This is a genomic window from Intrasporangium flavum (assembly GCF_001956915.1).
Classification (GTDB): Bacteria; Actinomycetota; Actinomycetes; order Actinomycetales; family Dermatophilaceae; genus Monashia; species Monashia flava.
Map to the genome: position 1 here is coordinate 46,976 of NZ_MLJO01000008.1, position 25,109 is coordinate 72,084.

A 25,109-nucleotide genomic window follows, 5' to 3' on the forward strand; every position below is an offset into this window, starting at 1 on the left:
CATTGTCGCAACCCGTCCGGGACACCGGGTCAGCGGCCGCTCGCACCCTCGGGGTCGAGGTGGTCACGGACGATCGCCATGGCGTCGCCGATGGCCCGGAACTGCTCGCGCGTCATGATGTCGACGAGGTTGTCGCGCACGCTCTGCACGTGGACCCTCGAGATGTCCTGGACCGCAGCGAGACCGCCGGCCGTCAGCACCAGCTCGACGCCCCGCTTGTCCTCCAGGCACGACTCGCGCGCGACCCAGCCGCGCTCCTCGAGGCGTTTGGCGGTGTGGGTGAGCCGGCTGCGCGACTGCACGACCATCGAGGCGAGCTCGCTCATCCGCAGCCGGTGGTTCGGGCTCTCCGAGAGCATCGAGATGATCTCGTACTCGCTCAAGGCAATTCCCGCGTCGCCGAGCGCCTCGTCGAGCGCCCGCTCGAGCAGACGCGTGCCACGCAGCACGGCACGCCACGACCGCTGCTCGCCGTCGTCGAGCCACCTCACGCCGTCGTCCCCTGAACCACCGGCCATGTGCACCTCCTGCGCCCCCTGATCGTACGGCGTCAGGCGAGCCAGTCGGCGACGTCGAGCGCGAAATACGTGAGGACGACCTGCGCGCCGGCGCGACGGATCGAGGTCAGCGACTCGAGGGCCGTGGCACGCAGGTCGATCCAGCCGTTCGCGGCGGCCGCGTGGATCATCGAGTACTCGCCCGAGACCTGGTAGGCCGCCACCGGCACCGACGAGCGCTCCGCCGCCGCGGCGACGACGTCGAGGTAGCTCATGGCCGGCTTGACCATGACCATGTCCGCGCCCTCGGCGATGTCGAGGTCGATCTCGCGCAGCGACTCGACGATGTTCGCCGGGTCCTGCTGGTAGGTGCGGCGGTCGCCCTGGAGGCTCGACTGCACGGCCTCGCGGAACGGCCCGAAGAACGCTGAGGCGTACTTCGCCGAGTAGGCGAGGATGACGGTGTCGGTGAGGCCCTCGGCGTCGAGCGCCTCGCGGATGACGGCGACCTGGCCGTCCATCATCCCCGAGGGGGCCACCACGTGGGCACCGGCCCTCGCCTGGGCCACGGCCAGCTCGGCGTACAGCTCGTCGGTCGCGTCGTTGTCGACGCGGCCCTGCTCGTCGAGGACGCCGCAGTGGCCGTGGTCGGTGAACTCGTCGAGACACGTGTCGGCCATGACGACGAGGTCATCGCCCACGGCGTCACGCACGGCCCGCAGCGCGAGGTTGAGGATGCCCTCGGGGTCGATGCCGCCCGACCCGGTGGCGTCCTTGCTCTCCGGGACCCCGAAGAGCATGATCCCGCCGACGCCCGCGGCCACGCAGCGTCGGGCGACGTCGACGACGCTGGCGAGGGTGTGCTGCTGCACGCCCGGCATGCTGTCGATGGGACGGGGCTCGCCCAGGCCCTCGGCGACGAACACCGGCAGCACGAGGTCACGCGGGTGCAGGCGCGTCTCGGCCACGAGGGACCGGAGGGCGGAGGTCTGCCGGAGTCGGCGCGGACGCTCGATCACGGCGGCCCTCAGCGGGCGCGGCGGCGCGAGGCCGGACGCTTGTCGCTCGGGCGCTGGACCGGCTGGCCGGCCTCGCGGGCCGCGACCTGCAGGCCGACGCCGTGCCCGGCCAGGGCGTCGACGAGCGCGAGGGCCGAGGCCTCCTGCGCGAGGACGTCGACGCGCAGGCCGTGCTCCTGGGCCGTCTTGGCCGTGGCCGGGCCGATGCACGCGACGACCGTTGCGGCGTGGGGCTTTCCGGCGATGCCGACGAGGTTGCGCACCGTCGAGCTCGACGTGAAGAGCACCGCGTCGTAGTCGCCGCCCTTGATGGCGTCGCGGATCGACGCGGCCGGCGGGGCGGCGCGCACCGTGCGGTAGGCGGTGACGTCGTCGACCTCCCAGCCCATGTCGCGCAGGCCGGCGACGAGGGTCTCGGTGGCGATGTCGGCGCGGGGCAGCAGGACCCGGTTGATCGGGTCGAGCACCTCGTCGAACTCGGGCCACGCCTCGAGCAGGCCGGCGGCCGACTGCTCACCGGTGGGCACGAGGTCGGGGTTGATGCCCCACTCGCGCAGCGCCTCGGCGGTGACGCCACCGACGGCGGCCACCTTGAGGCCGGCGAAGGCGCGGGCGTCGAGGCCGAACTCCTCGAACCGCTCGCGGACCGCGCGCACCGCGTTGACCGACGTGAAGCCGATCCACTCGTAGCGACCGGTGACCAGGCCCTTGACGGCCTTCTCCATCTGCTGCGGCGTGCGCGGCGGCTCGACGGAGATCGTCGGCACGACGTCGGCCGTGGCGCCGTAGCCGGCGAGGCGGTCGACCATCGGGCCGGCCTGGGCCTGCGTGCGCGGCACGAGGACCTTCCAGCCGAAGAGCGGCTTGGTCTCGAACCACGCGAACTCCTCGCGCAGGTCGACGTTCGGCGAGACGACGGCGAGCGAGACCTCGAAGGGCTCCTTGCCGGAGAAGAGGCGGTCGACGGCCTCGAGCGAGGACGTGACCGACGTCTGGCGGACCGTCGTCGGGTTGGTCGTCAGGGCCACGAGCGACTCGCCGGGACGGCCCGCGGCGAGCAGCGCCGACAGCGCCTTGCGGATGGTCTCGGTGTTGCCGAGGAGCACCACGGTGTCGGCGTCGGCCGTGTACGGCGCGAGGTCGAGGCCGGCGTGCTCGGTGGCGAGCACGTGGACGGCCCCAGTGGCCTTGGACGTCAGCGGCACCCCGGCGTACGTCGGGCCGGCGGTGACCGCCGAGACACCCGGCACGACGTCGAAGGTCAGGCCGGCCTTGCGACAGGCGCGGACCTCCTCGGCGAGGCCGTTGAAGGTGGCGGGGTCGCCGTCCATGAGGCGCACGACGAGGCCGGCCGGGCCGACCGCCTTGGCGGCCTTGACGACGAGCTTGGCGCGGACCGCGTGGGTCAGCTCCTGGCCCTGCTCGCCGTGGCCGGCGTCGATGACCTCGACGCCGGGACGGGCGTGGGCCAGCACGACGTCCTCGCGGGCGACGCGGTCGAGCACGACGGCGTCGGCGGCCGCGAGCAGGTCGCGGGCGCGCAGCGTCAGCAGGCCCGGGTCACCGGGCCCGGACCCGACGAAGGCGACGCGGGCGGGAGAGGTCGAGAGCGTGGGGGTCGACGCCGTCTGCTCCGACGGCTGGCGAGACTGGGTCACGAAACTTGCTCCGGTCGGTGGGTGGCGTGCGGTGTGTCGAGCTGGGGGTCGTGCTGAGTGTCGAACGGGGTGTCGGACGGTGGGTCGGCGTCCGGGGTGGCACCTGCCGGGGCGGCCGCCCCGACCGGGGTGCCGGTGATCTCGGCGGCGCCGTCCTCGAGGCAGACGTGCGCGAGCCGGCGCCCGAGGTCCTCGGGCTCGTGGTACCCGCCCACGAGCGAGCGACGCAGCTCGACGGCGCCGTCCTCCGTGCCGACGAAGGCACGCAGCGACAGCACCGGGCCGTCGTCGTCCTCGACGACCTCGGCCAGCGCCCCGACGGGGGCGGTGCAGCCGGCCTCGAGGGTGCGCAGCAGCGACCGCTCGGCGAGGACGCACGCGCGGGTGTCGGGGTCATCGAGCGGGGTGACCGCGGCGAGCACGTCGGCGCGGTCGGACCGGCACTCGACGGCGAGGGCGCCCTGGCCCGGCGCCGGGAGCACCTGGATCGGGTCGAGCACCTCGGTGGCCTCCTCGAGGCGGCCGAGTCGGGCCAGGCCCGCCCGCGCGAGGACCACGGCGTCGAGCGTGCCCGACGTGACGAGGCCGATGCGGGTGTCGACGTTGCCGCGGATCGGCCGGATCTCGATGCCGAGACCGAGCGCGGCGAGCTGAGCGGTGCGACGCGGCGACCCGGTGCCGACGACCGACCCGGCCGGCAGCTCGCCGAGGGTCAGGCCGTCGCGGGCCACGAGGACGTCGCGGCTGTCTTCACGCGTGGGGACCGCGGCGACGACGAGACCGGGCTCGGGCGTCGTCGGGAGGTCCTTGAGCGAGTGGACGGCGACGTCGATGCGCCCGTCGAGCAGCGCCCTGCGGATGGCGGCGGCGAAGACGCCGGTGCCGCCGATCGCGGTGAGCAGCTCGCCCGAGGTGTCGCCCTCGGTCGTGATCTCGACGAGCTCGACGTCGTGGCCGAGCGCGCGCAGGCGGTCGGCCACCCAGGCGGACTGGGTCGTCGCGAGCGCGGAGCGGCGGGTGCCGAGGCGCAGCGCGGTCATGCGCCACCTCCCCGCTTGGGAGGGGTCGACACGTTGGCGACGTCCTTGGGCTCGAGGTCGAACAGCTCGCGCAGGGCGGCCGCGTAGTCGTCGCCGCTGCCCTCCATCGCGAACTCCTTGACGCGTCGGGTCGGGGTGTGGAGCAGCTTCTCGACGATCCGGTGCACGGCGAGGCCGATCTCGGCGCGGGTGCCCTCGTCGAGGCCGGGCAGGCGCTGGTCGAGCCGCTCCATCTCGACGGCGACGAGCTCGGCGGCCCGCGAGCGCAGCGCGGCGACGGTCGGCGCGACGGTCTTCTCGACGCGTCGGGTCAGGTAGTCGGCGACTTCGCCGGTGACGAGCTCGCGGACGCGGACGACCTGGGTGGTGTCGGCCCGGCCCTCGAGGAGCCGGCCGAGGTGCTGCAGGTCGAGCAGCGCGACCGAGGGCACCGGCGTCGACCACGTGTCGGCGGGCTCGACGTCGCGGGGCAGCGCGAGGTCGACGACGACCTGCGGGCGGCCGTCGCGTCGGGCCGCGGCGGCGTCGAGGTCGGCGCCGGTGACGACGTGGCCGACGGCACCCGTGCACGTGATGACGAGGTCGGCCTCGGCGAGCACGTCGGGCAGCTCGGACCACGGCCGGGCGGTGCCCTCGGTGGCGGCCGCGAGGCGCTCGGCGCGCTCGGGGGTGCGGTTGACGACGGTCAGCTCGCCGATCCCGTTGCGGCGCGTGGTGGCTGCGGCGAGGCCGCTCATGGCGCCGGCGCCGACGACGGCGGCGCTGCGCCGCTCGAGCGGCCCGAGCACCTGGGCGGCCTGCTCGAGGGCGATCTGCACGAGCGAGACGCTGTGGCGGTCGATGTCGGTCTCGGAGTGGGCGCGCTTGCCGACCCGGAGGGCCTGCTGGAACAGCGAGTTGAGCGACTCGCCGGCCTGGCCGCGCTGCTGGGCACCGGAGAGGGCGTCGCGCATCTGGCCGAGCACCTGCGCCTCGCCGACGGCCATCGAGTCGAGGCCGCACGCGACGGTGAAGGTGTGGGCGACGGCGGCGTCGTCGAAGCGCACGTAGAGGTGGTCGGCCAGCGACTCGGCCCGGGCGGCCAGGGCCTCGGCGGGGTCGGTGGGCGCCACGTGCGAGGTGGTGACGGCCTCGCCCTGCTCGATGCCGGCGGCGAGCGCGAGGGCCTCGCCGATGGCGGCGACGGCCGGGTGGAAGGCGGCGACCTCGGCGTAGACCTCGAGCCGGTTGCACGTGGAGAGCACGACGGCCTCCGACGCCGTGGCCGAGCCGAGCACCGAGCCGGCGATGGCCTCGGCGCGGTCGGGGCGCTCGGACAGCGCCTCGAGCACCGACAGGGGCGCCGTGTGGTGGGACAGGCCGATGACGAGCAGGCTCATCGCGCCACCGCCGATCGCAGCTCGCCGGCCGCGAGCGCCTTGCGCTGCGCGTGGAAGGCGAGGATCTGCAGCTCGGTGGACAGGTCGACGCGTCGCACGTCGACGCCGTCGGGCACGGACAGCACGGCGGGCGCGAAGTTGAGGATCGAGGAGATACCCGTGCCCACGAGGGCGTCGCAGACCGCCTGGGCGGCCGGGGCCGGCGTCGCGATGACCCCGATGGCGATGGGGTCGACGGCGTGGTGGGCGGCCATCTCGGCCAGCGGGCGGATGCGGACGCCGACGACGACCTCGTCGGCGAGCGCCGGGTCGTCGTCGTAGAGGCCGACGATGCGGAAGCCCTTGGTGACGAAGCCCGAGTAGGAGGCGAGCGCGTGGCCCAGGTTGCCCATCCCGACGATGGCCACGGGCCAGTCCTGGGTCAGGCCGAGGGCGCGGGAGATCTCGAGGGCGAGGGTCTCGACGTCGTAGCCGACGCCGCGCACCCCGTAGGAGCCGAGGTGGCTGAGGTCCTTGCGGAGCTGGGCCGAGCGCACGCCCACCTCGGCCGCGAGCTCTTCGGAGGAGACCGACAGCACGCCGTCCTCAGCCAGTCGGGACAGCGTCCGCAGGTACTCAGGGAGCCGCGCGACGGTTGCGTCGGGGATCTCTCGACGCAGAACAGGGTCGGCGGACACGCTTGCTCACCGGCTCCTCTCGCAGAGGCGTTCGACACGAACGCGGAGCACGTAAGGACCTGTTCAGGCTAGACGTTTGTGAAGCCATGCACAAAGTTGACGTGACGGGCCTATCAGACGTAGGGACGCCCCCGGGCACCGGTCCCCGTCAGCCGTCGCCGAGGGCGCGCCGCAGGCGCCCCTCGTCGACCCGCCAGAAGTCGTGCCGCCGCCCGTCGACGAAGGTCACCGGGATCTGTTCGCCGTAGCGCCGCACGAGGTCCGGGTCCTGGTCGACGGAGCGCTCCTGCCAGCTCACGCCGAGGTCGGCGGTGACACGCTCGACGACGGCCCGCGCCTCCTCGCACAGGTGGCAGCCCTCGCGCCCGAGCAGCACGACGCGCGGAGGCGGGGCGGCGCCCCCGGCGTCCGTCGCGCTGGGGCCGGGACCGTCGGTCGTGCTCATGGACCCACTGTAAGACGCCGGGTCCGGCCACCCCCCGGGGACGACAAGGGCTACCGATCGGTAGCAGATCGGTCACATCGGGCGAACGCACTCCCATCCGACCGGATCATGGGCCAGACTGTGACGGATGCGCCCGAGGAGGACGCCGGCCCGCCGGCAGCCGCGTGGTGTCGCGCCGGGGACGGTCCCGACCGCGGCCCTGCCCTCCCCTGCCCTCGCGGGCGCCTCGCTCGGCGCCGCGCCGCTCGGCGCGAACCTGCCCTCGTGGCGCTCGGCGCTCGACGCCATCTGGGCCGCCCTCGAGGACGGCACCAACGGACGCTTCTCCGTCGGCGGCCAGGGCGCAGCCGGCGCCCCGGGCGGGCGCGGCACCCGCACCCTCGAGCGCGACGTCGCCGAGCAGGCCCGCATCACCGCGCTCGTCGAGCTGGCCCAGGGCGGCGACCGCGAGGCCTTCGCCCAGCTCTACGACGCCTACGTCGACACCGTCTTCCGCTATGTCCTCGTGCGCGTCGCGAGCCGGCAGCTGGCCGAGGACCTCACGTCCGAGACCTTCCTGCGCGCGATGCGCCGCATCGACACCTTCACCTGGCAGGGCCGCGACATCGCGGCGTGGTTCGTGACCATCGCCCGCAACCTCATCGCCGACCACGTGAAGTCGGCCCGGTTCCGCTTCGAGGTCACGACCGCCGACATGCGCGACGCCGACGAGCGGGTCGACGCCCCCGACGCCGAGGTCCTCGCCCGGCTGCGCGACGAGCGGCTCGTCGAGGCGATCCGCGGCCTCGGCTCGGACCAGGCCGAGTGCATCACCCTCCGGTTCCTGCAGGGCCTCAGCCTCGCCGACACCGCCAAGGTCATCGGCAAGTCGGAGGGCGCGGTCAAGCAGCTGCAGCTGCGGGCCACCCGGGCGCTGCGCAAGACCCTCGAGGGGGTGGATCTGTGAACCCCGTAACGCCTGTGGCACCTGCGTCGTTCTCACGACAGCGGGACGGTTCGTGTGGGGCCGCACCGCAGCCCCTCGCGCTCCCCGGCGCCCCGGGGCGCGTGACCGCGATTCCGACTCCGACGACACCGAGGGCAGGACACGACACGACGCACCACCCGCACCGTGCAGCCACCGCGCACCGCCGCGCATCCCTGACGCCGACGCTGCAGCGCCCCCTCCGCCACGCCAGCGTGGCGGGCCGGTGGACGCCCGCTCCGGCCACGGACCCCACCCCGGTCCCGACGCGCGTCGGGCGAGGACGCCTGCCGCTGCACGTCGCAGCACCTGGGCACCGCAGCACCTGAGCCACCTGCACGAACTGACCGCACGACCCGAGCACCGAAGGAGGAGAGAGATGGACCTCGGCCCCACGTCCGACGCCGACCTCCTCCAGCGTGCCCTCGACGGCGAGCGCGTCACCGAGCCGGGCATCCTCGAGCTCGTCGCGGTCGTGCACGCCGTCACGGCGGTCGACCAGGCGGCCCTGGCCCCGCGCCGCGAGTTCGTCGCCGACCTGCGCGCCCGGCTGCTCGAGGACGACGGCGGCCTCGCCGCCCCGGTCGTGCCGCTCGGTGGTCCCTCCGGCGACTCCCCCACCCAGCCGCTGACGCCGACGAGCGCCCCGGACGGTCCGGGCCTCGACGCCCGCGGCGACGCGTCCCCCGAGGACACCGCGCCCGGCACCGAGCCCGGCACCGAGCCCGACGGCTCGTCCGAGGGCCCCGGCTCCGGCTCCGGCGGCACGGTCTCCGTGCTGCGCGTCGCCGCCCGCCCACTGCGCTACCTCGCGGCGGCCGCCGCGGCCCTGCTCGTCGTCGGCGGTGCCCTCGGCTGGGCGTCGCGGTCGGCGCTGCCGGGCGATGCCCTCTACGGCGTCAAGCAGGTGCTCGACCGGGCGGCCGTCCAGCTGTCCGGGTCGCGGTTCGACCAGGGCCTGACCTACCTCGCGCAGGCCGAGCAGCACATCGGTGAGGCCCGCGACCTCGTCGACCGCGGCGCCCCGGCGGCCGGCGACGTCGAGACGGCGCTCGACCTCGCGTCCGACTCCACGACCCGCGCCCAGACGCTCCTGCTCGAGGCCTACCGCAGCGACAACCGCGCCGACGCACTGACCGAGCTCGCCGACTTCTACGCCCGGGCCCTCCCGCAGGTCGACGCGCTCCGCAGCCAGGTGCCCGCCGCGGCACTCCCGTCGTGGCAGCGTCTGCACGACCTCCTGACCCAGAACCGCGTGGCGGTGCTGCGCGAGCTCGCGACCTGCACCGCCTGCGGCGACCGCGCCACCCAGGCCCGTCAGCTGCTGTCGGCGATCGTCACGGGCACCCCCTCCTCGTCGGCGACCACCGCGATCCCCCAGCCCTCCTCCGGTCGCCCGACGACGCCGGCACCCCCTGCGACCGTCCCCCGACAACCCGGCGGCACGGTGACCGTGCCAGGGGTCGGCGGGGTCCCCCTCCCCGGCCTCGGCGTCACCGGCGGCGTGACCCTGCCCGGCAGCACCATCCAGCTGCCGGGCGTCGGCGTGTCCTCGTCCTCCGTCGGTGTCGGCGGGGGCGGCGTCACGCTGCCGGGCAGCACGGTGAGCCTGCCCGGCGTCACGGCGACGTCCGGCACGATCGGCGTCGGGGGTGGCGGGGTCTCGATCACCGGGCTGCCGTCGGTCCCGCTGCCGTCGGTGAGCCTCACCGTGCCGCAGCTGCCACTGACGCCCTCGCTGCCCAAGCTGCCCTGAGCCGGCGGCTGACAGGCCCGTCCCCGACACGCCGACCCCGACGATCGAACGAGTCGTTCGGTGCCGACCGCGGCGGTGCACCGACGCGTTCGCGCCTCGGCGACGCGTTCGGCACCGAACCGCTCGTCAGAGGAAGACGGACTTGCGCTGCATGAGCAGGCTGTAGAGCGTCTGCTGGATCGTCTCGCGCACCTGGTCGGTGAGGTCGAAGACGAGCATCGGGTCGTCGGCCGCCTCGGGCCCGAACGAGGTCGTGTCGATGGGCGGCCCGAACTCGATGAGCCACTTGCTCGGCAGCGGGATCATCCCCAGCGGCCCGAGCAGCGGGAACGTCGGCGTGATCGGCGCGTACGGCAGCCCGAGCAGGCGCGCGACCGCCGGCATGTTGCCGAGGATCGGGTAGATCTCCTCGGCGCCGACGATCGACACCGGCACGATCGGCACGCCGGCCCGCAGCGCCGCCGACACGAAGCCGCCGCGGCCGAACCGCTGGAGCTTGTACCGCTCGCTGAACGGCTTGCCGACGCCCTTGAAGCCCTCGGGCCAGACACCGACGAGCTCGCCGCCGCGCAGCAGCCGCTCGGCGTCGGTGTTGGCTGCGAGCGTCGAGCCCGACCGGCGCGCCATGGTGCCGACGAAGGGCAGCTGGAAGACGAGGTCGGCGCCGAGCATCCGCAGGTGCCGGTGCTGTGGGTGCTCGTCGTACACCGCGACCTGGGTCATGAGCGAGTCCATCGCCACGGTGCCGGAGTGGTTGCCGACGACGAGCGCGCCGCCCACGGACGGGATGTTCTCGATGCCGCGCACCTCAACCCGGAACCACGACCGGTAGAACGGGCGCAGCAGCGGCAGGTGGACGTGGACGGTGTAGTCCTCGTCGAAGCCGAACTCGTCGACGGTGTAGTCGCCGGTGATCCGGCGCCGCAGGTAGGCGAGGGTCTCGGCGACCTGCCGCTCGACCTCCTCGGCGGGCAGGCCGGCGGAGGTCGCCGCCGCGCGCAGGACGTTGACGGCGAGCTCGACGAGCTCGGCCGGGCCGGGGCGGGACTCGCTGCTGAACTCGGCGGCCTCGAGCACGGCCCCGACGAGCTTCTCCGCCTTGGACTGCAGCCCGGTGAGGCCGAGGGCGCTGGCGAGGTCGGACCCCTCCGCCGTGACGTCGCCGGCCTCGGGCTCCTCGATCGGCGGCACGGCCCGCAGCCGCGCCCGCTCGCGGACCTCCTCGAGCGAGGGCGATGCCGGGGTTGACGCCGGGGGCAGCGGCACCCGGCGTGGCGGACGCGTGCGCGCCGGGGGCGTCCGGGTGGGCTCGGTGGTCGGAGCGCCGTCGCGAGCACCCGCACCGGACGTGCCGGACGCGTCGGCGGCCGCGCCGCGGGGGCGCTCGCCGGGGCCGGGCTCGCCGGTGGGGACGGCGGTCGGGTGGGCGGCCCGGGAGGCCGACTCGGTGCGGCCGGCGCGGATCGCGGCCCGGCTCGGCCGGGTGCGCGGCGCGGGCGCGGCCTTCGGCTCCTCGACGCCGGTCGGGGTGTCATCGGTGGGAGTGTCGCCGGCGGCGATGTGCTCGGCGGTGGGCGTGGGGGCGTCGGTCGGCTCGAGGAGGTCCTCGGCCGCGGTCGCGGCGGGCTCGGCCGGGTCTACGGGCTGGAGCGGCTCGACGGACTCGACGGTGCCGCCGGACAGCAGCGGCGTGCCCGAGCGCCGCTGGCGTTCGCCCGAGGCCCGCGCTGCTCCGGCGGCGAACGCGCCGCGGCTCGGCCGCGAGGAGCTCGGCGACCTCGGAGCCGCCTTCTTGGCCGCCGGAGTCGTCGTGCTCGAGGTCTTCGCGGCTGCGCGCGTCGCGGTCGCGGCGTTCTTCGTGGCGGCCTTCTTGGCGGTCTTCTTGGCGGTCTTCTTGGCGGTGGTCTTCCCGGCGGCCTTCTTCTTCTCGGGCGGGCGCGGCGTCGACGCCGCCTCGGTCGCGCCGGTGGGCTCGGTCGGGGTGTCCGGTTCCTGGCGGGCGGGGCTCACGGCTGGATCCTGTCGAGGACGCGGGCGATGGCGGCGGCCGTGCCTCCGGCGGCGTCGGTGACGGCGTCGGACACGCCGTCGACGCCGGGCACGGCCGGGCGCAGGTGGTGGGCGTAGTGCTCGAAGGCCGAACGCGTCGTGTACTGCGGCTCGAAGCCGAGCACGTCACGCATCCGGTGCGTGTCGAGGCCGCGGCCGAAGGCGAGGAACGTCAGCTGGTCGCGGGAGAAGTCGGCCAGGCCGCTGCGGCGCACGACGCTGCCGAAGATCCCGGCCGCGGCGAGCGGCACCGGCAGGATCGGCCGACGCGCGATGGCGGTGCACTGGGTCACGGTGAGGAAGCCGTCGGCGGCGACGTTGACGATGCCGACGGCCGGGCCGGTGGTCGCGAGGATCATCGCGGCCGTCGCGTCGTCCTCGTGGAGGAACTGGAAGCGGGCGTCGAAGCCCAGCGGCACCGGCACGACCGGCAGGGCGAAGTAGTCGGTGAGCGCCGTGTGGATGCTCGGGCCGATGACGTTGGCCAGGCGCAGCATCGTGATCTCGACGTCGGGACGGCGCCGGGAGAAGCCCCGCACGTAGCCCTCGACCTCGACGGAGTCCTTGCCGAAACCGGCGCGTGGCATCGTCTTGGGGCTCATGTCCTCGCTGAACATCGCGGGGTCGCGCGGCGACGAGCCGTACACCGCGGCCGAGGACTTCACGACGAGGCGGCTCACCGACTCGGACTTCTGGCACGCGGCGAGCAGCTGCATCGTGCCGATGACGTTGATCTCCTTCTGCGTCATGCGGCCACCGGTGTCCTTGGGGGTCGCGATGACGTTCATGTGCACGACGGTGTCGACCTTCGCCTGCGCCATGATCCGCCCGATCATCGGGTTGCGGATGTCGGCGCGGACGAACTCGGCGCGACCGATCGAGTGCCGAGGCGGCACGACGTCGACGCCGAGGATGCGCTCGATGCCGGGATCGGCGGACAGGCGCCGCGCGTAGAGGCCGCCGAGGTACCGGGACACGCCGGTCACCAGAACGACCTTGGCCATCGGCTCCTCCAGTCCTCGGGTGCGGCGGTCAGCAGCGGGTGCGACGGTCGGGCCCGGGCGCCGGAGCGCCGGCTCCCTCGTCCTTGGAAAGCCTACCCAGCAGGCCCCCGTCCGCGCCGCGCGACGCGGTGTGGGTCTCGTCGCACCGCGGGCGGCCCGCCCGAGATCGGGGCGGTCGGGACGCCGCCCGCCGCTCCCCCACCGTGACCGGAGACGGCCCGGAGACGCGAACGACCCCCACCCGAGGTCGGGCGAGGGTCGACGGCGCCGCGGGACGGACCCGCGACGGAGCACTCCCGGAGGAGTCAGCTCACTTCTTGTTGCGACGCTGGTGACGCGTCTTGCGCAGCAGCTTGCGGTGCTTCTTCTTCGCCATCCGCTTGCGGCGCTTCTTGATGACAGAGCCCATGGTTGTCCTTGTCGTGCGACTGGATTTGCTGACGAACGTGTCGACCTGCGTCGACACACCGTCACGTGCAGTGCAGTCGATGTGTCACGAGCCGAACAGGCTTCACAGCCTAGCGTGTGCGTGGCGCCGAACCCAAAAGCAGCGTCCGACAGGCTCAGCTCGAGCAGTGCGCCGGGCACGCGTCACGGCGTTCCGCCCGCTCCGTCCGGGGCGCGACTCCCCGTCCTGGGCACGACGCGCTCGGGGCCGACGCGCTCGGGGCCGACGCGCTCGGGGCCGACGCAAGAGGGCGGTCCGGGCCGAGTGGCCCGGACCGCCCTCTGGTGCGGTGTGACGCTGGTGTCACGCGGTGTCGATGTACGACGTCTGCAGGTACTTGTGCACCGCATCCTCCGGAACCCGGAAGGAGCGGCCGACCCGGACGGCGGGGAGCTCCCCACCGTGGACGAGCCGGTAGACCGTCATCTTGGACACGCGCATGATCGAGGCGACCTCGGCGACGGTCAGGAACCGCACCTCGGCGAGCTGGCGCTCATTCGACATGTGATACCCCGATCTTCTGTTGGTGCATCCGCGCGTCGCCGGCTTCCCCTCCGGCGAAACTGCACGCAGGTGCAAGAAGCAACACTAGGGGCAGATGTGACTGGAGGGGAAGTGGACGGGGAAATCCGGCTGGGAAAGGCAAGGAGGCGCGCCGAGAGGGATCTGTGATTCCGAGGCCTGCCGCCCGTCCCGGACGGCCTCGTGCTAGGGCTCGAGACGGTGCAGGTCGCGCGGGAACAGGGTCACCTCGCGGACGTTCTCGGCCCCGGTCAGGCGCGCCACCCAGCGCTCGAGACCGATCGCGAAACCGCCGTGCGGCGGCATCCCGTGCGCGAACGCGTCGAGGTACCCCGCGAGGACCGAGGCGTCGGTTCCGGTGCGCTCGAGGGCGGCCGCGTAGTCCGAGGGCCGGTGCAGGCGCTGCCCGCCGGTCGTCAGCTCGAGGCCCCGGAAGAGCAGGTCGAAGCTGTTGCTCCACCGCTCGTCGTCCGGCTGCGGGTGCGTGTAGAACGGTCGCTTGGCCATGGGGTAGCCCTCGACGGCGAGGAAGTCCGAACCGTGCTCGGCCAGCGCCCAGGCCCCGAGCGCCCGCTCGTGCGCCGGGCTGAGGTCGGGCTCGTCCGGGTCCGCGCCGACCAGGGAGAGCGCCTCGCTGAAGTGGACCACCGGGATCTGCTCCGGCACGACGGGCAGCTCGATGCCGAGCGTCGCGACGGCCTCGGACGCGTCGGCCCGCACGGCCTCGACCATGCCGGCGACCGCGGCACGCAGCACCGCGAGCACGTCCCGGTGGTCGCGGACGAAGCCGAGCTCGGCGTCGAGAGAGGTGTACTGGGCCAGGTGGCGCACCGTGTCGTGCGGTTCGGCCCGGAACACCGGCCCCACCTCGAAGACGCGCTCGAACACCCCGACGAGCATCTGCTTGTACAGCTGCGGGCTCTGTGCCAGGTAGGCCGTGCGACCGAAGTAGTCGACGGTGAAGACGTTGGCCCCGGACTCGGTGGCCGTGCCGACGAGCTTGGGCGTGGCGATCTCGGTGAACTCGAGCTCGCCCAGCGCAGAACGGAACCCGCGCATCGACGCCGAGGCGATGGCCCAGGCGGCGCGGTGCCGAGGGTGCCGCAACGTCACCGCGGCGTGGTCCAGGAGCGTCGGCAGTCCCGCCCCGAAGGTGGGTCGCCACAGCTCGACGGGCGGCGCCGTGGCCGGCTCGGTCAGGGCCTCGAGGACGGGGTCGACGAGCTCGGCCCCGCCCGGCGCGGCCGGGTTGAGGCTGACGCGTCCGGTGACGCGCACCGTCGTCTCCTCGGGCACCGACGCCAGGGCCGCGAGGGCCTCGGGCTCGCGCACGACGACCTGGGCCAGCCCCGAGCGGTCGCGTACGACGAGGAAGCTGACGCTGGCGAGCACGCGGCGCCGGTGCACCCAGCCCATGAGGACGGCCGCGCGGCCGTCGCCGACGCTCGCGAGGTCGCGTGCGAGGACGCGGGACGGGCCGGGTTCGCCTGCAGCAGTGGGTGTCACGGGCGTCGTGACGGTCGATGGGTTCGGTTGCATTCCGTTCACCTCCGGTGGGTTCGTGCCCCGGAGGTGTGGGCGATGGGGAATGTCGCTGTGCCACCACACCTTCGCCGCCGCAGGAGTGCGGAGGCCTCTTGTCGTGCTCGGCTCAGGATCGTCAGGCCCGTCGTCGCCGTGCCGGAAAGGGTACGCCGACGACGTGCCGGGTGACCACCGACTTTCAGTGCCTGACGGGCCTGGTGACGAGAGTGCTTGCAGCCGTGGCGATCCGGGCCCTCTCCTCGTCGGTGAGGTCGAGCCGCGTGAGTCCCTGGTCGAGCAGGATCGGGTCCTGCCCCTCGGCCATCGCCGCGAGCAGACGCCCGTCGGCGAGCCCGTACGGGGCCACCTCCGCCTCGGTGATGAGGCTCGAGAGCTTGGGTCCGCTGCCGTCCGGCGCGGTGTAGCGGTAGGCCTTGCCGCGCAGGAACACGTCCTGGACGCTGACGACCGGGACCGCCACGAAGCGCAGGACCTGCTCGGTGTCGTAGCTCTCGCGCGCCCGGCGGGAGCGGCGGTAGTGGCGCACCGGCACGACGGCGCACCCGAGGAAGAGGAGCAGGGACCCCACTGCGGTGAGGACCCGGTTCGGGAGCTTCTCGAGGGCGACGGACGCCGTGGCGTTGGAAGGGTCGTCGCCCGCGACGATGATGTCGGTCGAGTAGTCGTGCCCGCCGATGTCGACCCAGAAGTAGTCGCGCGGGACCACGTGCGTCCGGCCGTCGACCGTGTAGGTGAGCGTCACGGAGCAGTCGGCCAGGGCCCTCTTGACGTGGCAGGAGCCGTCGACCTGGCCGTCGGAGATGGTGACGGGGTTGGCGCGGATCGCCAGGTCGGGCGCGATCGTCGAGACCAGCCAGCCGGCGCAACCCACGGCGAGGGCGACGAAGAACGCGGCGAGGACCAGCTGCGCCGTGGGCGGCGTGGTCCCGGTGCGCACCACGCGGATCGGTCGGTCGGGAAAGCTCGCGGCTGTGGAGGAGTCGGCGTCGGACACTCGCGCGATCCTAGGGCCGGACAGCCCGCCGCGGCGCCGGCGTCGCCTGGACGCAGCGCAGCGAGCGAGGAACGAGCGAGCGGAGCGAGCGCAGATGGCTCAGCCGCGGCGCCGGCGTCGCCTGGACGTAGCGAAGCGAGCGAGGAACGAGCGAGCGAAGCGGAGGAAGGCGACGCCTGAAGGGCGCCGCGGCACGCGCCGGGCGAAGCAGGCGCCAAGAATTCAGTCGAAGTGGATGTCGAGTCCGTGGTGCGGGAAGACGGCTGACCGGGTGGCCATGACGGCGCGGTCGACCTCGCTCGCGGGGTCGTAGCCCATCTCCCAGGACCGCCACCAGAGTGGGCCGTCCTCGGCGGTGAGGTCGCCCATCCGGCGCGGCCCGGGGCGGCCGAACACCCGCTCGACGTGGTCGCGCCAGTGCTGGGGGACCTCGACGGAGGTCTTGATGGGGGCGTGGGCCGCGATCGCCGTCAGGTGCGTCCAGGTGCGCGGCACGACGTCGACGACCTCGTAGCCCCCGCCACCGAGGGCCACCCAGCGCCCGTCGCAGACGTCGTGCGCGAGGCGGTGGAAGGCGTCGGCCGCGGCGCGCTGGGCGTCGACCGTGACCGCGAAGTGCGCGAGGGGGTCCTCGGCGTGGGTGTCGCAGCCGTGCTGGGTGACGAGGACGTCCGGCTTGAAGGAGCGCACGACCGCCGGCACGACCGCGTGGATCGCCCGCAGCCAGCCGGCGTCGGTGAGGCCGGGCGGCAGTGACACGTTGACCGCGCTGCCCTCGGCGCCCTTGCCGCCGATGTCGCTCGGCCAGCCGGTGCCGGGGAAGAGCGCCCGGCCGGACTCGTGCACCGAGATCGTCAGCACCCGGGGGTCGTCCCAGAAGATCCGCTCGACGCCGTCGCCGTGGTGGACGTCGACGTCGACGTACGCGACGCGCTCGGCCCCGTGGTCGAGCAGCCACTGGATGCCGACGGCGATGTCGTTGTAGACGCAGAAGCCGCTGGCGGCGCCGGGCATCGCGTGGTGCAGGCCGCCGGTGAAGTTCACGGCGTGCTCGGCGCTGCCCTCCCACACGGCCCGCGCGCTGTCGACGGTGCCCGACACGACGCGGGCGCTGGCGTCGTGCATGCCCCGGAAGGCGGGGTCGTCCTCGGTGCCGAGCCCGTGCGCCTCGTCGGCCGTCGTCGGGTCGGTGGAGGCGGCGCGGACGGCTGCCACGTAGTCGGCGTCGTGGACGGTCTCGAGCAGTGCGTCGGGGGCGACGTCGGCGCCGACGACCTCGACGCCCGGCGCGTCGAAGACGCCGAGCGCGTCGCACAGCCGCGCGGTGAGGTCGAGCCGCACGGGTGCCATGGGGTGCGTCGGCCCGAAGTCGTAGCGCGTGAACGAGGAGTCCCAGACGACCCGAGCCTGACTTGGCATGATTGAGACGCTATCGCGTCCGAGGAGGCGCGAGTCCCGCGAAAGAGGTATCTCACATGGCCCGCAACCGCCTGTTCGACGACGACGTCATCGTCATCGGACTCGGACGCTTCGGCTCCGCCGTCGCCCTGGAGCTGACGCGGCTCGGGCACCGGGTCATCGCCGTCGAGCGCGACAACGGGATCGCCGAGTCGTACGTCAACAAGGTGGCCAAGGTCGTGCACGCCGACATGGCGCACTCCTCGGCCCTGGAGATGATCCGCGACGCCAGCCCGAAGATCGCCATCGTCGGCATCGGCTCCTCGGTCGAGTCCTCGGTGCTCGCGGCCGCCAACCTCGTCGACGCCGGGGTGCCCTCGATCTGGGCCAAGGCGCTCTCCCCCGAGCACAAGCGGATCCTCGACCGCATCGGGGTGCACCACGTCATCTCGCCGGAGGCCGACTCGGGCCGACGCGTCGCTCACCTCGTCAACGGCAAGATGCTCGACTACATCGAGTTCGACGACGGGTTCGCCATCGTCAAGCTCAAGCCGCCGAGCGAGACCATCGGCTTCACGCTCGAGCAGAGCCAGGTGCGCCGCAAATACGGGGTGACGATCGTCGGGGTCAAGGCGCCGAGCGAGGACTTCACCTACGCCGTGCCGCAGACGAAGATCTCGGCGCACCACATGCTCATCGTCAGCGGCCCCACCGAGCTCATCGAGCGCTTCGCGGCACGTCCGTGAGCCACGTCCGCGGCCGCGGTCCCGCGCCGGAGGGCCCGCCGGCCGCCGCGATGACGGGTCCGGGCCTCGTCGTCGGCGCGGGCCGGTTCGCCTCGGAGCTCGGGATGCTCGCGGCCCTCGGCGTCGGCGGCTGGACCGTCGGGTCGCCGGTAGCGGTCGTCGTCGGCGTGCTCATGGCCGCCGCGCTGCCCGTGCTGGCCGCCGCGGTCTGGGGTCGCTGGGTCGCGCCGCGGGCATCGCGGCGGCTCGACGACCCGGCCCGCCTCGGCGTCGAGGTGGTCCTCTTCGGGGCTGCGGTCGGTGGCCTCGTGCTCTCGGGCCGCCCCGGCTGGGCGCTGGCCCTCGGGCTGCTGTGGGCGGTCACCGCCCCGTTCGGGCGCCGCACGTCGCCGCGCTGACGTCGGCGTCGGCGTGGGTACGCGTCGCAGCGGTGGCGCCCGCCCGTGGACGGGCCGGCGGTCTCAGAGGTGGAGGGTGGGGCTGCGGTCGTCGCCGAGCGGCAGCACCATGGCGATCTCCTCCTCGCCGTCCTCCTCGCTGACGACGCCCATCGGGCGGCGGTAGTCGGTGGGACGGAAGCCCATCCCGCTCGCGAAGGCGACGGCCCGGCCGTTCTCGGTGCCGACCCAGTAGACGAGGTGGCTCTGGCCGCGCTCGGTGGCCAGGCGCGCGCCCTCCTTTACGAGCGTCGTGGCGACACCGGACCCGCGGGCCTCGGGGTGCACCCACAGGCCGAACAGCTCACCGGCGGAGGCGTCCTCGCTGCCCTTGGCGGTGCCGATGCTGACGACGCCGACCGCGCCGCCCGCGCGCTCGGCGACGAGGCGGGCCGAGCGGCGCATGCGGTCGCGCCAGAGATCCTCGTCGTAGGCCTCCTCCTCGTCGATCGAGGCCGCGAACGCCTCGGGCGACTCGCGCAGGGCGGCGAGCCGGACCGATCGGTAGTCCTGCCAGTCGTCCTCACCCAGGGGGCGCACGGTGATCTCGGTCATGGAGCAACCTTCGCACGAAGCCCCGACGGCGCGCACCCGCGGGGGCGTGAACATTTGGTCCCGCGCCCCGGCCGCCCTCGGCCGACCCGCCCGTACCCGCTCCGGACCGTCTCAACCGACGTCGAGGCGGGCGACCATCTCGATCTCGTGCAGCTCCCCGCGGCGCGGGTGCGGATGGGTCGCCCCGGTCACGACGAAGCCGCACCGCTCGTAGAGCGCCTGCGCGGCGGGGTTGTTGCTCGTCACCTCGAGGACCACCTCGGACTTGCCGCGCTGCCGGCCCTCGTCGAGCACGGCGTGGACGAGGGCCTCCCCGACGCCGCGACCCCGGGCGCGCGGCGCCACGTACATCCCGAAAAGCGTTGCGACCGTTGCCCTCTCGGGCTCCCAGTGGGAACCCAGGCCGGCACTGCCCAGCACGCCCGACGCGTCACGCGCCTGCACGAGCCACGCACCCTCGATGCGCTCGCGCCAGTCGGCCTCGTCGTAGACGGCCTCGTCGGCGTAGGTGAACCAGAACGCGTCGGGCGCGTCCTGGAGCATCGCGAGTCGGACGTCGCGGTGCGACTCCCAGTCGTCCGGGCGGACGGTGTGCAGATGCATCGCGGGGTGAGAGTCGGCCATCACCCCACAGTGCCCTCAGACCTGCCCGGATGCCAGCTGTTTCGACCGGGCCGCCGCGGCCTCCATGGCCGTGACGAAGGCGGCGCGCACCTTGTGGTCGTCGAGCTGGCGCAGCGCCGCGACGGTCGTGCCGCCGGGCGAGCTGACCTGCTCGCGCAGCACGGTCGGGTGCTCGCGGGTCTCCTTGAGCATCGTCGCTGCGCCGTAGAGCGTCTGGACGACGAGCTCGGTCGAGGTGGCCCGCGGCAGGCCGAGCACGACGCCGGCCTCGATCATGGCCTCGACGACGTAGAAGATGTACGCCGGACCCGACCCGGAGATCGCGGTGACGGCGTCGAGGTGCTTCTCGGCGAGCCGCACGACCTTGCCGCACGAACTCAGCAGCGCCTCGGCCTCGGCGAGGTGGTCGTCGGTGCAGTGGCTGCCCGGCGCGATGCCGGCCATCCCCTCGTCGACGAGCGCCGGGGTGTTCGGCATGACGCGCACGACCGAGGTGCCCTCGGGCAGCCGCGACTCGAGGTACTCGGTCGTGATGCCGGCGGCGAGAGACACGACGGCGTTGCCCGGCGCGACGTGGTCGTGGATCTCGTCGAGCAGCCCGGCCATGTCCTGCGGCTTGACGCAGAGCACCAGTGTGTCCGCGACGTCGGCGGCGTCGGCGTTCGAGAGCACGCGCACGCCGTAGCGCCCGGCGAGCGCGTCGACCTTCTCCGGCGTCCGGCCGGTGACGACGAGGTCGCCGGCCGGGCGACCCGAGCGGATGAGCCCGGACACGAGCGTCTCGCCCATGACACCGGCTCCGAAGATCGCGGTCGTCGTCATCGTGGCCTCCTCAGCCGGTGGGTCGGGCGGGGTGGGTCGTGCGGGTGGGTCGGGCGGGGTGTGCGGCCTCAGCCCTTGGTGGCGACGCCGCGCAGGAAGAACATGACGTTGGCGGGACGCTCGGCCATCCGCCGCATGAGGTAGCCGTACCACTCCTGGCCGTACGGGATGTAGACGCGCATCTGGTCGCCGCGGTCGGCGATGCGGCGCTGCTCCTCGGGGCGGATGCCGTAGAGCATCTGGTACTCGAACGACCGCGGGTCGCGGCCGGCCTGGCCCGCGAGCGCCCCGGCGATCTCGATGAGGCGCGGGTCGTGCGAGGCGACCATCGGGTAGCCCTCGCCCTTCATGAGCACCTTGAGGCACCGCACGTACGACTTGTCGACGTCGGCGCTGGCCTGGAAGGCGACCGACTCGGGCTCCTTGTAGGCGCCCTTGCAGAGCCGGACCCGGGAGCCGGCGGTGGCGAGGTCGCGGCAGTCGGCCTCGGTCCGGTAGAGGTAGGCCTGCAGCACGGCGCCGACGCTCGGGAAGTCGGCGCGCAGCTCGCGCAGCGACTCGAGGGTGCGGTCGGTGGTCGTGTGGTCCTCCATGTCGAGGGTGACCGTCGTGCCGGCCTTCTCGGCGGCCGTGCAGATCTCGCGCGCGTGGTCGAGGGCGATCCGGTCGCCGTCGCCGGGCAGCGCCTGGCCGAGGGCGCTCAGCTTGAGCGACACCTCGACGCGGCCGCCCTGGGTCAGCCCCTGGTCCGACAGGCCCGTGAGGAGCCCGACGTACGCGTCGCGGGTGTGCTCGGCCTGGGCGAGCTCGAGGCAGTCCTCGCCGAGGTAGTCGATGGTGGCGAGCCGCCCGGACGCGGCGATCTCGGCGGCGGCTCCGACGACGTCGGCGCGGTCGGTGCCGGGGACGAAGCGCTTGACGACCGAGCGCGACACCGGCGCCTTCTCGATGACGTCTCGGATCTTCTCCTGCTTGGACAGCTGCAGGAGGGAGTTGCGCAGCAGGTCGCTGGCGTCCACGGCGGGCCTCCGGGGGTTTCTTGGGCGGTACGGACGGGCGGCGGTGGCCGTCCCTCGCCCGAAATCTACCGCCGCGGGCCGGGTGCCCCGTCCACGGCCGTCCACGCCGGGCCCACCGGCGGCCGTCGGTGCCCGCCACCGGACCGGTCCCGTGCGGCAGACTCGGGGCCGTGAGCGACCTCTCCCCCGGCGGGCCGGGCCCTGCCACCGGGCTGGCGTCCGGGCTGACCTTCGACGACCTCGGCGAGGGCCTCGGCACGGCCTCGACGGTGCTGCGCGGCAACGCCGGGTCGGCCGGTCTGCACGCGTCCGTCCCCACGTGCCCCGGCTGGACCGTGCTCGACCTCGTCGCGCACCAGGGCATGGTGCACCGCTGGGCCACGAGCCAGGTGCGCGGCACCCCGGAGGGCGACCCGGAGCGGTTCGAGGCCGAGGGCCGCGCCGCGGCCGACGTGCTCGAGTGGTTCGACGCGGGCGCCACCGGGCTGCTGCAGGCCCTCGTCGACGCGCCGGACGACCTCGAGGCGCTCACCTTCCTGCACGACGCGCCGGCGCCCCGCGTCTTCTGGGCGCGGCGGCAGTGCCACGAGACGACGGTCCACGCCGTCGACGCCATGGCCGCCCGCCTCGGCCGGGCGCCCCGTCCCGAGGAGACGTGGCTGCGCCCGCACCTCGCGGCCGACGGCATCGACGAGCTGCTCACCGGCTTCGTGCCGCGACGCAAGCAGGGTGCCCAGCCCCGGCGCCCGACGCGGGTGCTCGTGCGCCCGGACGACGCGTCGCTGGCGTGGCTGCTCGACCTCGCCCCCGACCGCCCCGCCACCACGACCCGACTGACCGACGTCGAGGCGCTGGGTGCCGACGCCGACGCGGCGTGGACCGGCGGCACGGTCGAGCTGTTCCTGCGGCTGTGGAGCCGCACCGACGCCGAGCCCGCCGACGCGCTCGAGCGCTGGTGGCGTGACACGGTGTCGGTGACCTGGTGAGCGAGACGTGACGACGAGGAGGTCCGATGCCTGACGCTGGGCTCGGTCGCGCCGTGCAGTCGGCGATCTACCGTGCGGGTGCCTTCGGCCGACGCCCCGAGGTCCCCACCGACGGCACGCGGCTCGAGGAGGCCGCCCGACGCGTCATGTCGCGACGCGGGTTCGCCTACGTCGCAGGGTCGGCGGGGTCGGAGGCCACCGCTCGAGCCAACCTGCGGGCGTTCGACCGCTGGCAGGTGGCGCCCCGGATGCTCGTCGACACCCGCGAGCGCGACCAGTCCGTCGAGCTGTTCGGCCGACGCCACCCCTCACCGTTCCTCGTCTCCCCCGTGGGCGTCCTGTCGATGGCGCACGCCGACGCCGACCTCGCCGTGGCCAGGGGCGCAAGGGAGCAGGGTGTCACGCCCGTGCTGAGCACCCAGGCGTCGGTGCCGATGGAGGACGTCGCGCGTGAGCTCGGCGGCTCCGGCCACTGGTACCAGCTGTACTGGAGCAGCGACGACGACCTCGTCGAGAGCCTCGTGTCGCGCGCCGAGGCCTGCGGCAGCGAGGCGCTCGTCGTCACCCTCGACACCGGCTACCTCGGCTGGCGCCCGCGCGACCTCGACCTCGGGCACCTGCCGTTCGCGCGCGGCGAGGGCATCGCGCAGTACACGTCCGACCCCGTGTTCCGACGCCTCGTCGCCGAGCGCGTCGCGGCGGCGGGTTCCGCTGGGGCGCAGGACCGCCCGCGGCCGACGCCGGGCGCTGTGTCGACGCTGCTGTCGATGAGTCGCCACCACCCGGGCGACACGCGTCGCAACCTCACGTCGGCCGAGCCGCGCGCGGCGGTCGAGGTGTTCCTCGACGTCTTCAGCCGGCCGTCCCTGACGTGGGAGGACCTCCCCCGCCTGCGCGCCCTGACGACGATGCCCGTCGTGCTCAAGGGCGTGCTGCACCCCGACGACGCCCTGCGTGCCGTCGACGCCGGCGTCGACGGCCTCTGGGTGAGCAACCACGGAGGCCGGCAGGTCGACCGCTCGGTGGCGGCCCTCGACGCCCTGCCGGGCGTCGTCGAGGCGGTCCGCGGCGCCGGGTCTGCGATGCCGATCGTCTTCGACAGCGGGATCCGTTGCGGCGCAGACGCCTTCGTCGCCCTCGCGCTCGGGGCGACTGCGGTCGGCGTCGGCCGTCCGTACGTCTACGGCCTGGCGCTGGCCGGCGCGGCCGGCGTGGCGGAGGTGCTGCGCAACCTCCGTGCCGAGCTCGACCTCCAGCTGGCCCTGACGGGGCGGACGACGGTCGCCGGGCTGACGCCCGACGACCTCGTCGCCCTCGACGGACGCCGCTAGAGGCGGACGCCCGTGTAGCTCGTCGCAGTGCGCAGGTCGATGGTCGGCGTCGGGTCGCCGCCGACCTCCCACCACGTCTCCTTGGTGCCGCCGCCGTTGGTGCTCCAGCACGAGCCCCACACGTTCTGCGGTGGGGCGTCGGCGAAGGTGCACGCGGTGTAGACGCCCGGCGGGACGTGCACCGTGAAGGCGCCGCCGTCGACGCCCGGGTCGGCCGAGGCGTCGGCGACCGGCAGGTCCTCGGCGTCGCCGAGGTTCTGGCAGCAGAGCGCGACGATGCCGCTGTTGCCCGCCGACACCGTGCCCGAGATGGTGCGGCTGCCCACGACGACGTCGGCGCGCACGTAGTGCTCGGCGAAGCCGCCCGTCGTCGACTCCGGGATGACCCAGTAGTGCACGGGCGCGGTGCTGCACCCCGTCGTGCGGTAGGCCGCGCCGCACACCTGGGCGGGCAGGGTGGTGTCGACGTAGGACTGGGCCGAGCCGCTCAGCACGACGACGGAGCCGCCGGTGGTGGTGGGCCCGACGTTGCGCACGATGCGCACCGCCTTGAGCGGCCCCGCGGGATTGCGCCAGGTCAGGCGCACCTGCGGCCCGGTGGGGCTGTAGGACGGACCGCTCACCGACGCGACGCCCGAGAGCGCCGTGACGACGTCCGGACGCGTCACGACCGTGACCGAGCGTCGGGCGGAGTACTGGCCATTCGCCCGGCCCCAGACGGCCAGGGTGTAGGCGACGTTCGGAGTGAGGCCGGGGTCGAGGGTGGTGCGGGCGGTACGACCGGTGACCGGCACGGCGTAGCCGGCGCTCGGCGTCGCGGCCGGCGTGTAGCCGCGGGTCAGGCGCACGACGCCGCCCCCGCCGGGGCTGTAGTAGGCCGCCGGGACGACGTAGCTGATGGCGATCCGGTGGGCGGTGCGCTCGGTGACGGTGATGTTCGAGACCGGCGGCGGCGCGGTGGCCGCGGTGCTGCTGGCGGCGGGCACGAGCAGCGCCGCCACGGCCGCGAGGACCGTCGCCAGGACGAGCGAGGCTCGTCGTCGGGTGGATGGTGGTGTGAGGCGGTGCATGGTGAGCTGCTCCCCTGTCATGTCGGACATGTGGGGCACAGTCTGGCGCACCGTCGCACCCTGTTGCGGGCCGACCGGCCGTCGAAACGGCTCGACGCCGCGGCGCCCGGTCGCGCAGGATCGG

At 73.9% G+C, this 25,109-nt stretch carries 25 protein-coding genes; 6 read left to right on the forward strand and 19 right to left on the reverse strand.

The window, feature by feature from the left end:
- Positions 1 to 29 precede the first annotated feature (29 nt).
- From BIV28_RS06820 to BIV28_RS06850, 7 genes are all read right to left on the reverse strand, one after another.
- Positions 30 to 518 (reverse strand): MarR family winged helix-turn-helix transcriptional regulator, encoded by a 489-nt coding sequence (locus BIV28_RS06820; RefSeq protein WP_076260455.1) that lies wholly within the window; start codon positions 516 to 518, stop codon positions 30 to 32.
- A 32-nt stretch (positions 519 to 550) separates the two neighbouring features.
- Positions 551 to 1,516 (reverse strand): porphobilinogen synthase, encoded by a 966-nt coding sequence (hemB, locus tag BIV28_RS06825; RefSeq protein WP_076260457.1) that lies wholly within the window; start codon positions 1,514 to 1,516, stop codon positions 551 to 553.
- Between the two features lie 8 nt (positions 1,517 to 1,524).
- A complete protein-coding gene (locus BIV28_RS06830) occupies positions 1,525 to 3,174 on the reverse strand; it encodes a bifunctional uroporphyrinogen-III C-methyltransferase/uroporphyrinogen-III synthase (protein ID WP_076260459.1) in 1,650 nt (549 codons plus the stop codon).
- A complete protein-coding gene (gene hemC / locus BIV28_RS06835; protein ID WP_083707112.1) occupies positions 3,171 to 4,214 on the reverse strand; it encodes a hydroxymethylbilane synthase in 1,044 nt (347 codons plus the stop codon). The genes BIV28_RS06830 and hemC overlap by 4 nt, the downstream gene beginning before the upstream one ends.
- A complete protein-coding gene (hemA, locus tag BIV28_RS06840; protein WP_076260461.1) occupies positions 4,211 to 5,593 on the reverse strand; it encodes a glutamyl-tRNA reductase in 1,383 nt (460 codons plus the stop codon). Before hemA ends, hemC begins: the two co-directional genes overlap by 4 nt.
- Entirely contained in the window at positions 5,590 to 6,270 is a 681-nt protein-coding gene (locus BIV28_RS06845) for a redox-sensing transcriptional repressor Rex (protein WP_076260462.1), read from the reverse strand. Before BIV28_RS06845 ends, hemA begins: the two co-directional genes overlap by 4 nt.
- A 148-nt stretch (positions 6,271 to 6,418) precedes the next feature.
- A complete protein-coding gene (locus tag BIV28_RS06850) occupies positions 6,419 to 6,715 on the reverse strand; it encodes a glutaredoxin family protein (protein ID WP_076260464.1) in 297 nt (98 codons plus the stop codon).
- A 127-nt stretch (positions 6,716 to 6,842) separates the two neighbouring features.
- Here BIV28_RS06850 and BIV28_RS06855 point away from each other — a divergent pair, with 127 nt between their 5' ends.
- Together BIV28_RS06855 and BIV28_RS06860 are read left to right on the forward strand one after the other, a co-directional pair.
- Positions 6,843 to 7,661 carry an RNA polymerase sigma factor gene (locus BIV28_RS06855; RefSeq protein WP_076260465.1) on the forward strand — a complete coding sequence of 273 codons (819 nt, stop codon included), beginning with the start codon at positions 6,843 to 6,845 and terminating at the stop codon, positions 7,659 to 7,661.
- A 397-nt stretch (positions 7,662 to 8,058) separates the two neighbouring features.
- Positions 8,059 to 9,435: a DUF5667 domain-containing protein gene (locus tag BIV28_RS06860; RefSeq protein WP_076260467.1), complete on the forward strand. Its 1,377-nt coding sequence runs from the start codon at positions 8,059 to 8,061 to the stop codon at positions 9,433 to 9,435.
- A 126-nt stretch (positions 9,436 to 9,561) separates the two neighbouring features.
- Here the strand turns inward: BIV28_RS06860 and BIV28_RS20230 are convergent, their stop codons facing one another.
- The 7 genes from BIV28_RS20230 to BIV28_RS06895 all read right to left on the reverse strand — a co-directional run bounded on the left by BIV28_RS20230 (position 9,562) and on the right by BIV28_RS06895 (position 17,416).
- The gene (locus BIV28_RS20230; protein WP_242652812.1) at positions 9,562 to 11,445 is read right to left on the reverse strand and encodes a 1-acyl-sn-glycerol-3-phosphate acyltransferase; all 1,884 of its coding nucleotides are present in this window, start codon (positions 11,443 to 11,445) and stop codon (positions 9,562 to 9,564) included.
- Complete coding sequence (locus BIV28_RS06870; RefSeq protein ID WP_076260469.1) at positions 11,442 to 12,488, reverse strand: NAD-dependent epimerase/dehydratase family protein; 1,047 nt, start codon at positions 12,486 to 12,488, stop codon at positions 11,442 to 11,444. The genes BIV28_RS20230 and BIV28_RS06870 overlap by 4 nt, the downstream gene beginning before the upstream one ends.
- A gap of 310 nt (positions 12,489 to 12,798) precedes the next feature.
- Positions 12,799 to 12,897: a 30S ribosomal protein bS22 gene (locus BIV28_RS06875; protein WP_003792170.1), complete on the reverse strand. Its 99-nt coding sequence runs from the start codon at positions 12,895 to 12,897 to the stop codon at positions 12,799 to 12,801.
- 342 nt (positions 12,898 to 13,239) lie between these two features.
- A complete protein-coding gene (locus tag BIV28_RS06880; RefSeq protein ID WP_013491514.1) occupies positions 13,240 to 13,440 on the reverse strand; it encodes a helix-turn-helix domain-containing protein in 201 nt (66 codons plus the stop codon).
- Positions 13,441 to 13,644: 204 nt separating this feature from the next.
- Entirely contained in the window at positions 13,645 to 14,997 is a 1,353-nt protein-coding gene (aspS, locus tag BIV28_RS06885; protein ID WP_083707114.1) for an aspartate--tRNA(Asn) ligase, read from the reverse strand.
- A gap of 184 nt (positions 14,998 to 15,181) precedes the next feature.
- On the reverse strand, positions 15,182 to 15,997 hold the full coding sequence (locus tag BIV28_RS06890; protein WP_076260471.1) for a hypothetical protein: 816 nt from the start codon (positions 15,995 to 15,997) through the stop codon (positions 15,182 to 15,184).
- A 222-nt stretch (positions 15,998 to 16,219) separates the two neighbouring features.
- Complete coding sequence (locus BIV28_RS06895; RefSeq protein ID WP_076260473.1) at positions 16,220 to 17,416, reverse strand: acetoin utilization protein AcuC; 1,197 nt, start codon at positions 17,414 to 17,416, stop codon at positions 16,220 to 16,222.
- Positions 17,417 to 17,472: 56 nt separating this feature from the next.
- Here BIV28_RS06895 and BIV28_RS06900 point away from each other — a divergent pair, with 56 nt between their 5' ends.
- Together BIV28_RS06900 and BIV28_RS06905 are read left to right on the forward strand one after the other, a co-directional pair.
- Positions 17,473 to 18,141, forward strand: a complete 669-nt coding sequence (locus BIV28_RS06900; RefSeq protein ID WP_076260475.1) for a potassium channel family protein — start codon at positions 17,473 to 17,475, stop codon at positions 18,139 to 18,141.
- Positions 18,138 to 18,539 (forward strand): YrdB family protein, encoded by a 402-nt coding sequence (locus tag BIV28_RS06905; protein ID WP_083707115.1) that lies wholly within the window; start codon positions 18,138 to 18,140, stop codon positions 18,537 to 18,539. The genes BIV28_RS06900 and BIV28_RS06905 overlap by 4 nt, the downstream gene beginning before the upstream one ends.
- Positions 18,540 to 18,602: 63 nt before the next feature.
- Here the strand turns inward: BIV28_RS06905 and BIV28_RS06910 are convergent, their stop codons facing one another.
- From BIV28_RS06910 to BIV28_RS06925, 4 genes are all read right to left on the reverse strand, one after another.
- A complete protein-coding gene (locus BIV28_RS06910) occupies positions 18,603 to 19,133 on the reverse strand; it encodes a GNAT family N-acetyltransferase (protein ID WP_076260477.1) in 531 nt (176 codons plus the stop codon).
- Between the two features lie 111 nt (positions 19,134 to 19,244).
- The gene (locus tag BIV28_RS06915) at positions 19,245 to 19,757 is read right to left on the reverse strand and encodes a GNAT family N-acetyltransferase (RefSeq protein ID WP_076260479.1); all 513 of its coding nucleotides are present in this window, start codon (positions 19,755 to 19,757) and stop codon (positions 19,245 to 19,247) included.
- A gap of 15 nt (positions 19,758 to 19,772) precedes the next feature.
- On the reverse strand, positions 19,773 to 20,579 hold the full coding sequence (gene proC / locus BIV28_RS06920) for a pyrroline-5-carboxylate reductase (protein ID WP_076260481.1): 807 nt from the start codon (positions 20,577 to 20,579) through the stop codon (positions 19,773 to 19,775).
- Positions 20,580 to 20,647: 68 nt separating this feature from the next.
- Entirely contained in the window at positions 20,648 to 21,598 is a 951-nt protein-coding gene (locus BIV28_RS06925) for a proline dehydrogenase family protein (protein WP_207555824.1), read from the reverse strand.
- Positions 21,599 to 21,768: 170 nt separating this feature from the next.
- On the opposite strand from BIV28_RS06925, the gene BIV28_RS06930 reads away from it, so the two are divergent.
- Complete coding sequence (locus BIV28_RS06930) at positions 21,769 to 22,584, forward strand: maleylpyruvate isomerase N-terminal domain-containing protein (protein ID WP_242652813.1); 816 nt, start codon at positions 21,769 to 21,771, stop codon at positions 22,582 to 22,584.
- 26 nt (positions 22,585 to 22,610) lie between these two features.
- Entirely contained in the window at positions 22,611 to 23,915 is a 1,305-nt protein-coding gene (locus tag BIV28_RS06935; RefSeq protein ID WP_076260483.1) for an alpha-hydroxy-acid oxidizing protein, read from the forward strand.
- Here the strand turns inward: BIV28_RS06935 and BIV28_RS06940 are convergent.
- Complete coding sequence (locus BIV28_RS06940; RefSeq protein ID WP_076260484.1) at positions 23,912 to 25,015, reverse strand: hypothetical protein; 1,104 nt, start codon at positions 25,013 to 25,015, stop codon at positions 23,912 to 23,914. The two genes, BIV28_RS06935 and BIV28_RS06940, sit on opposite strands and share 4 nt — an antisense overlap.
- Positions 25,016 to 25,109 lie beyond the last annotated feature (94 nt).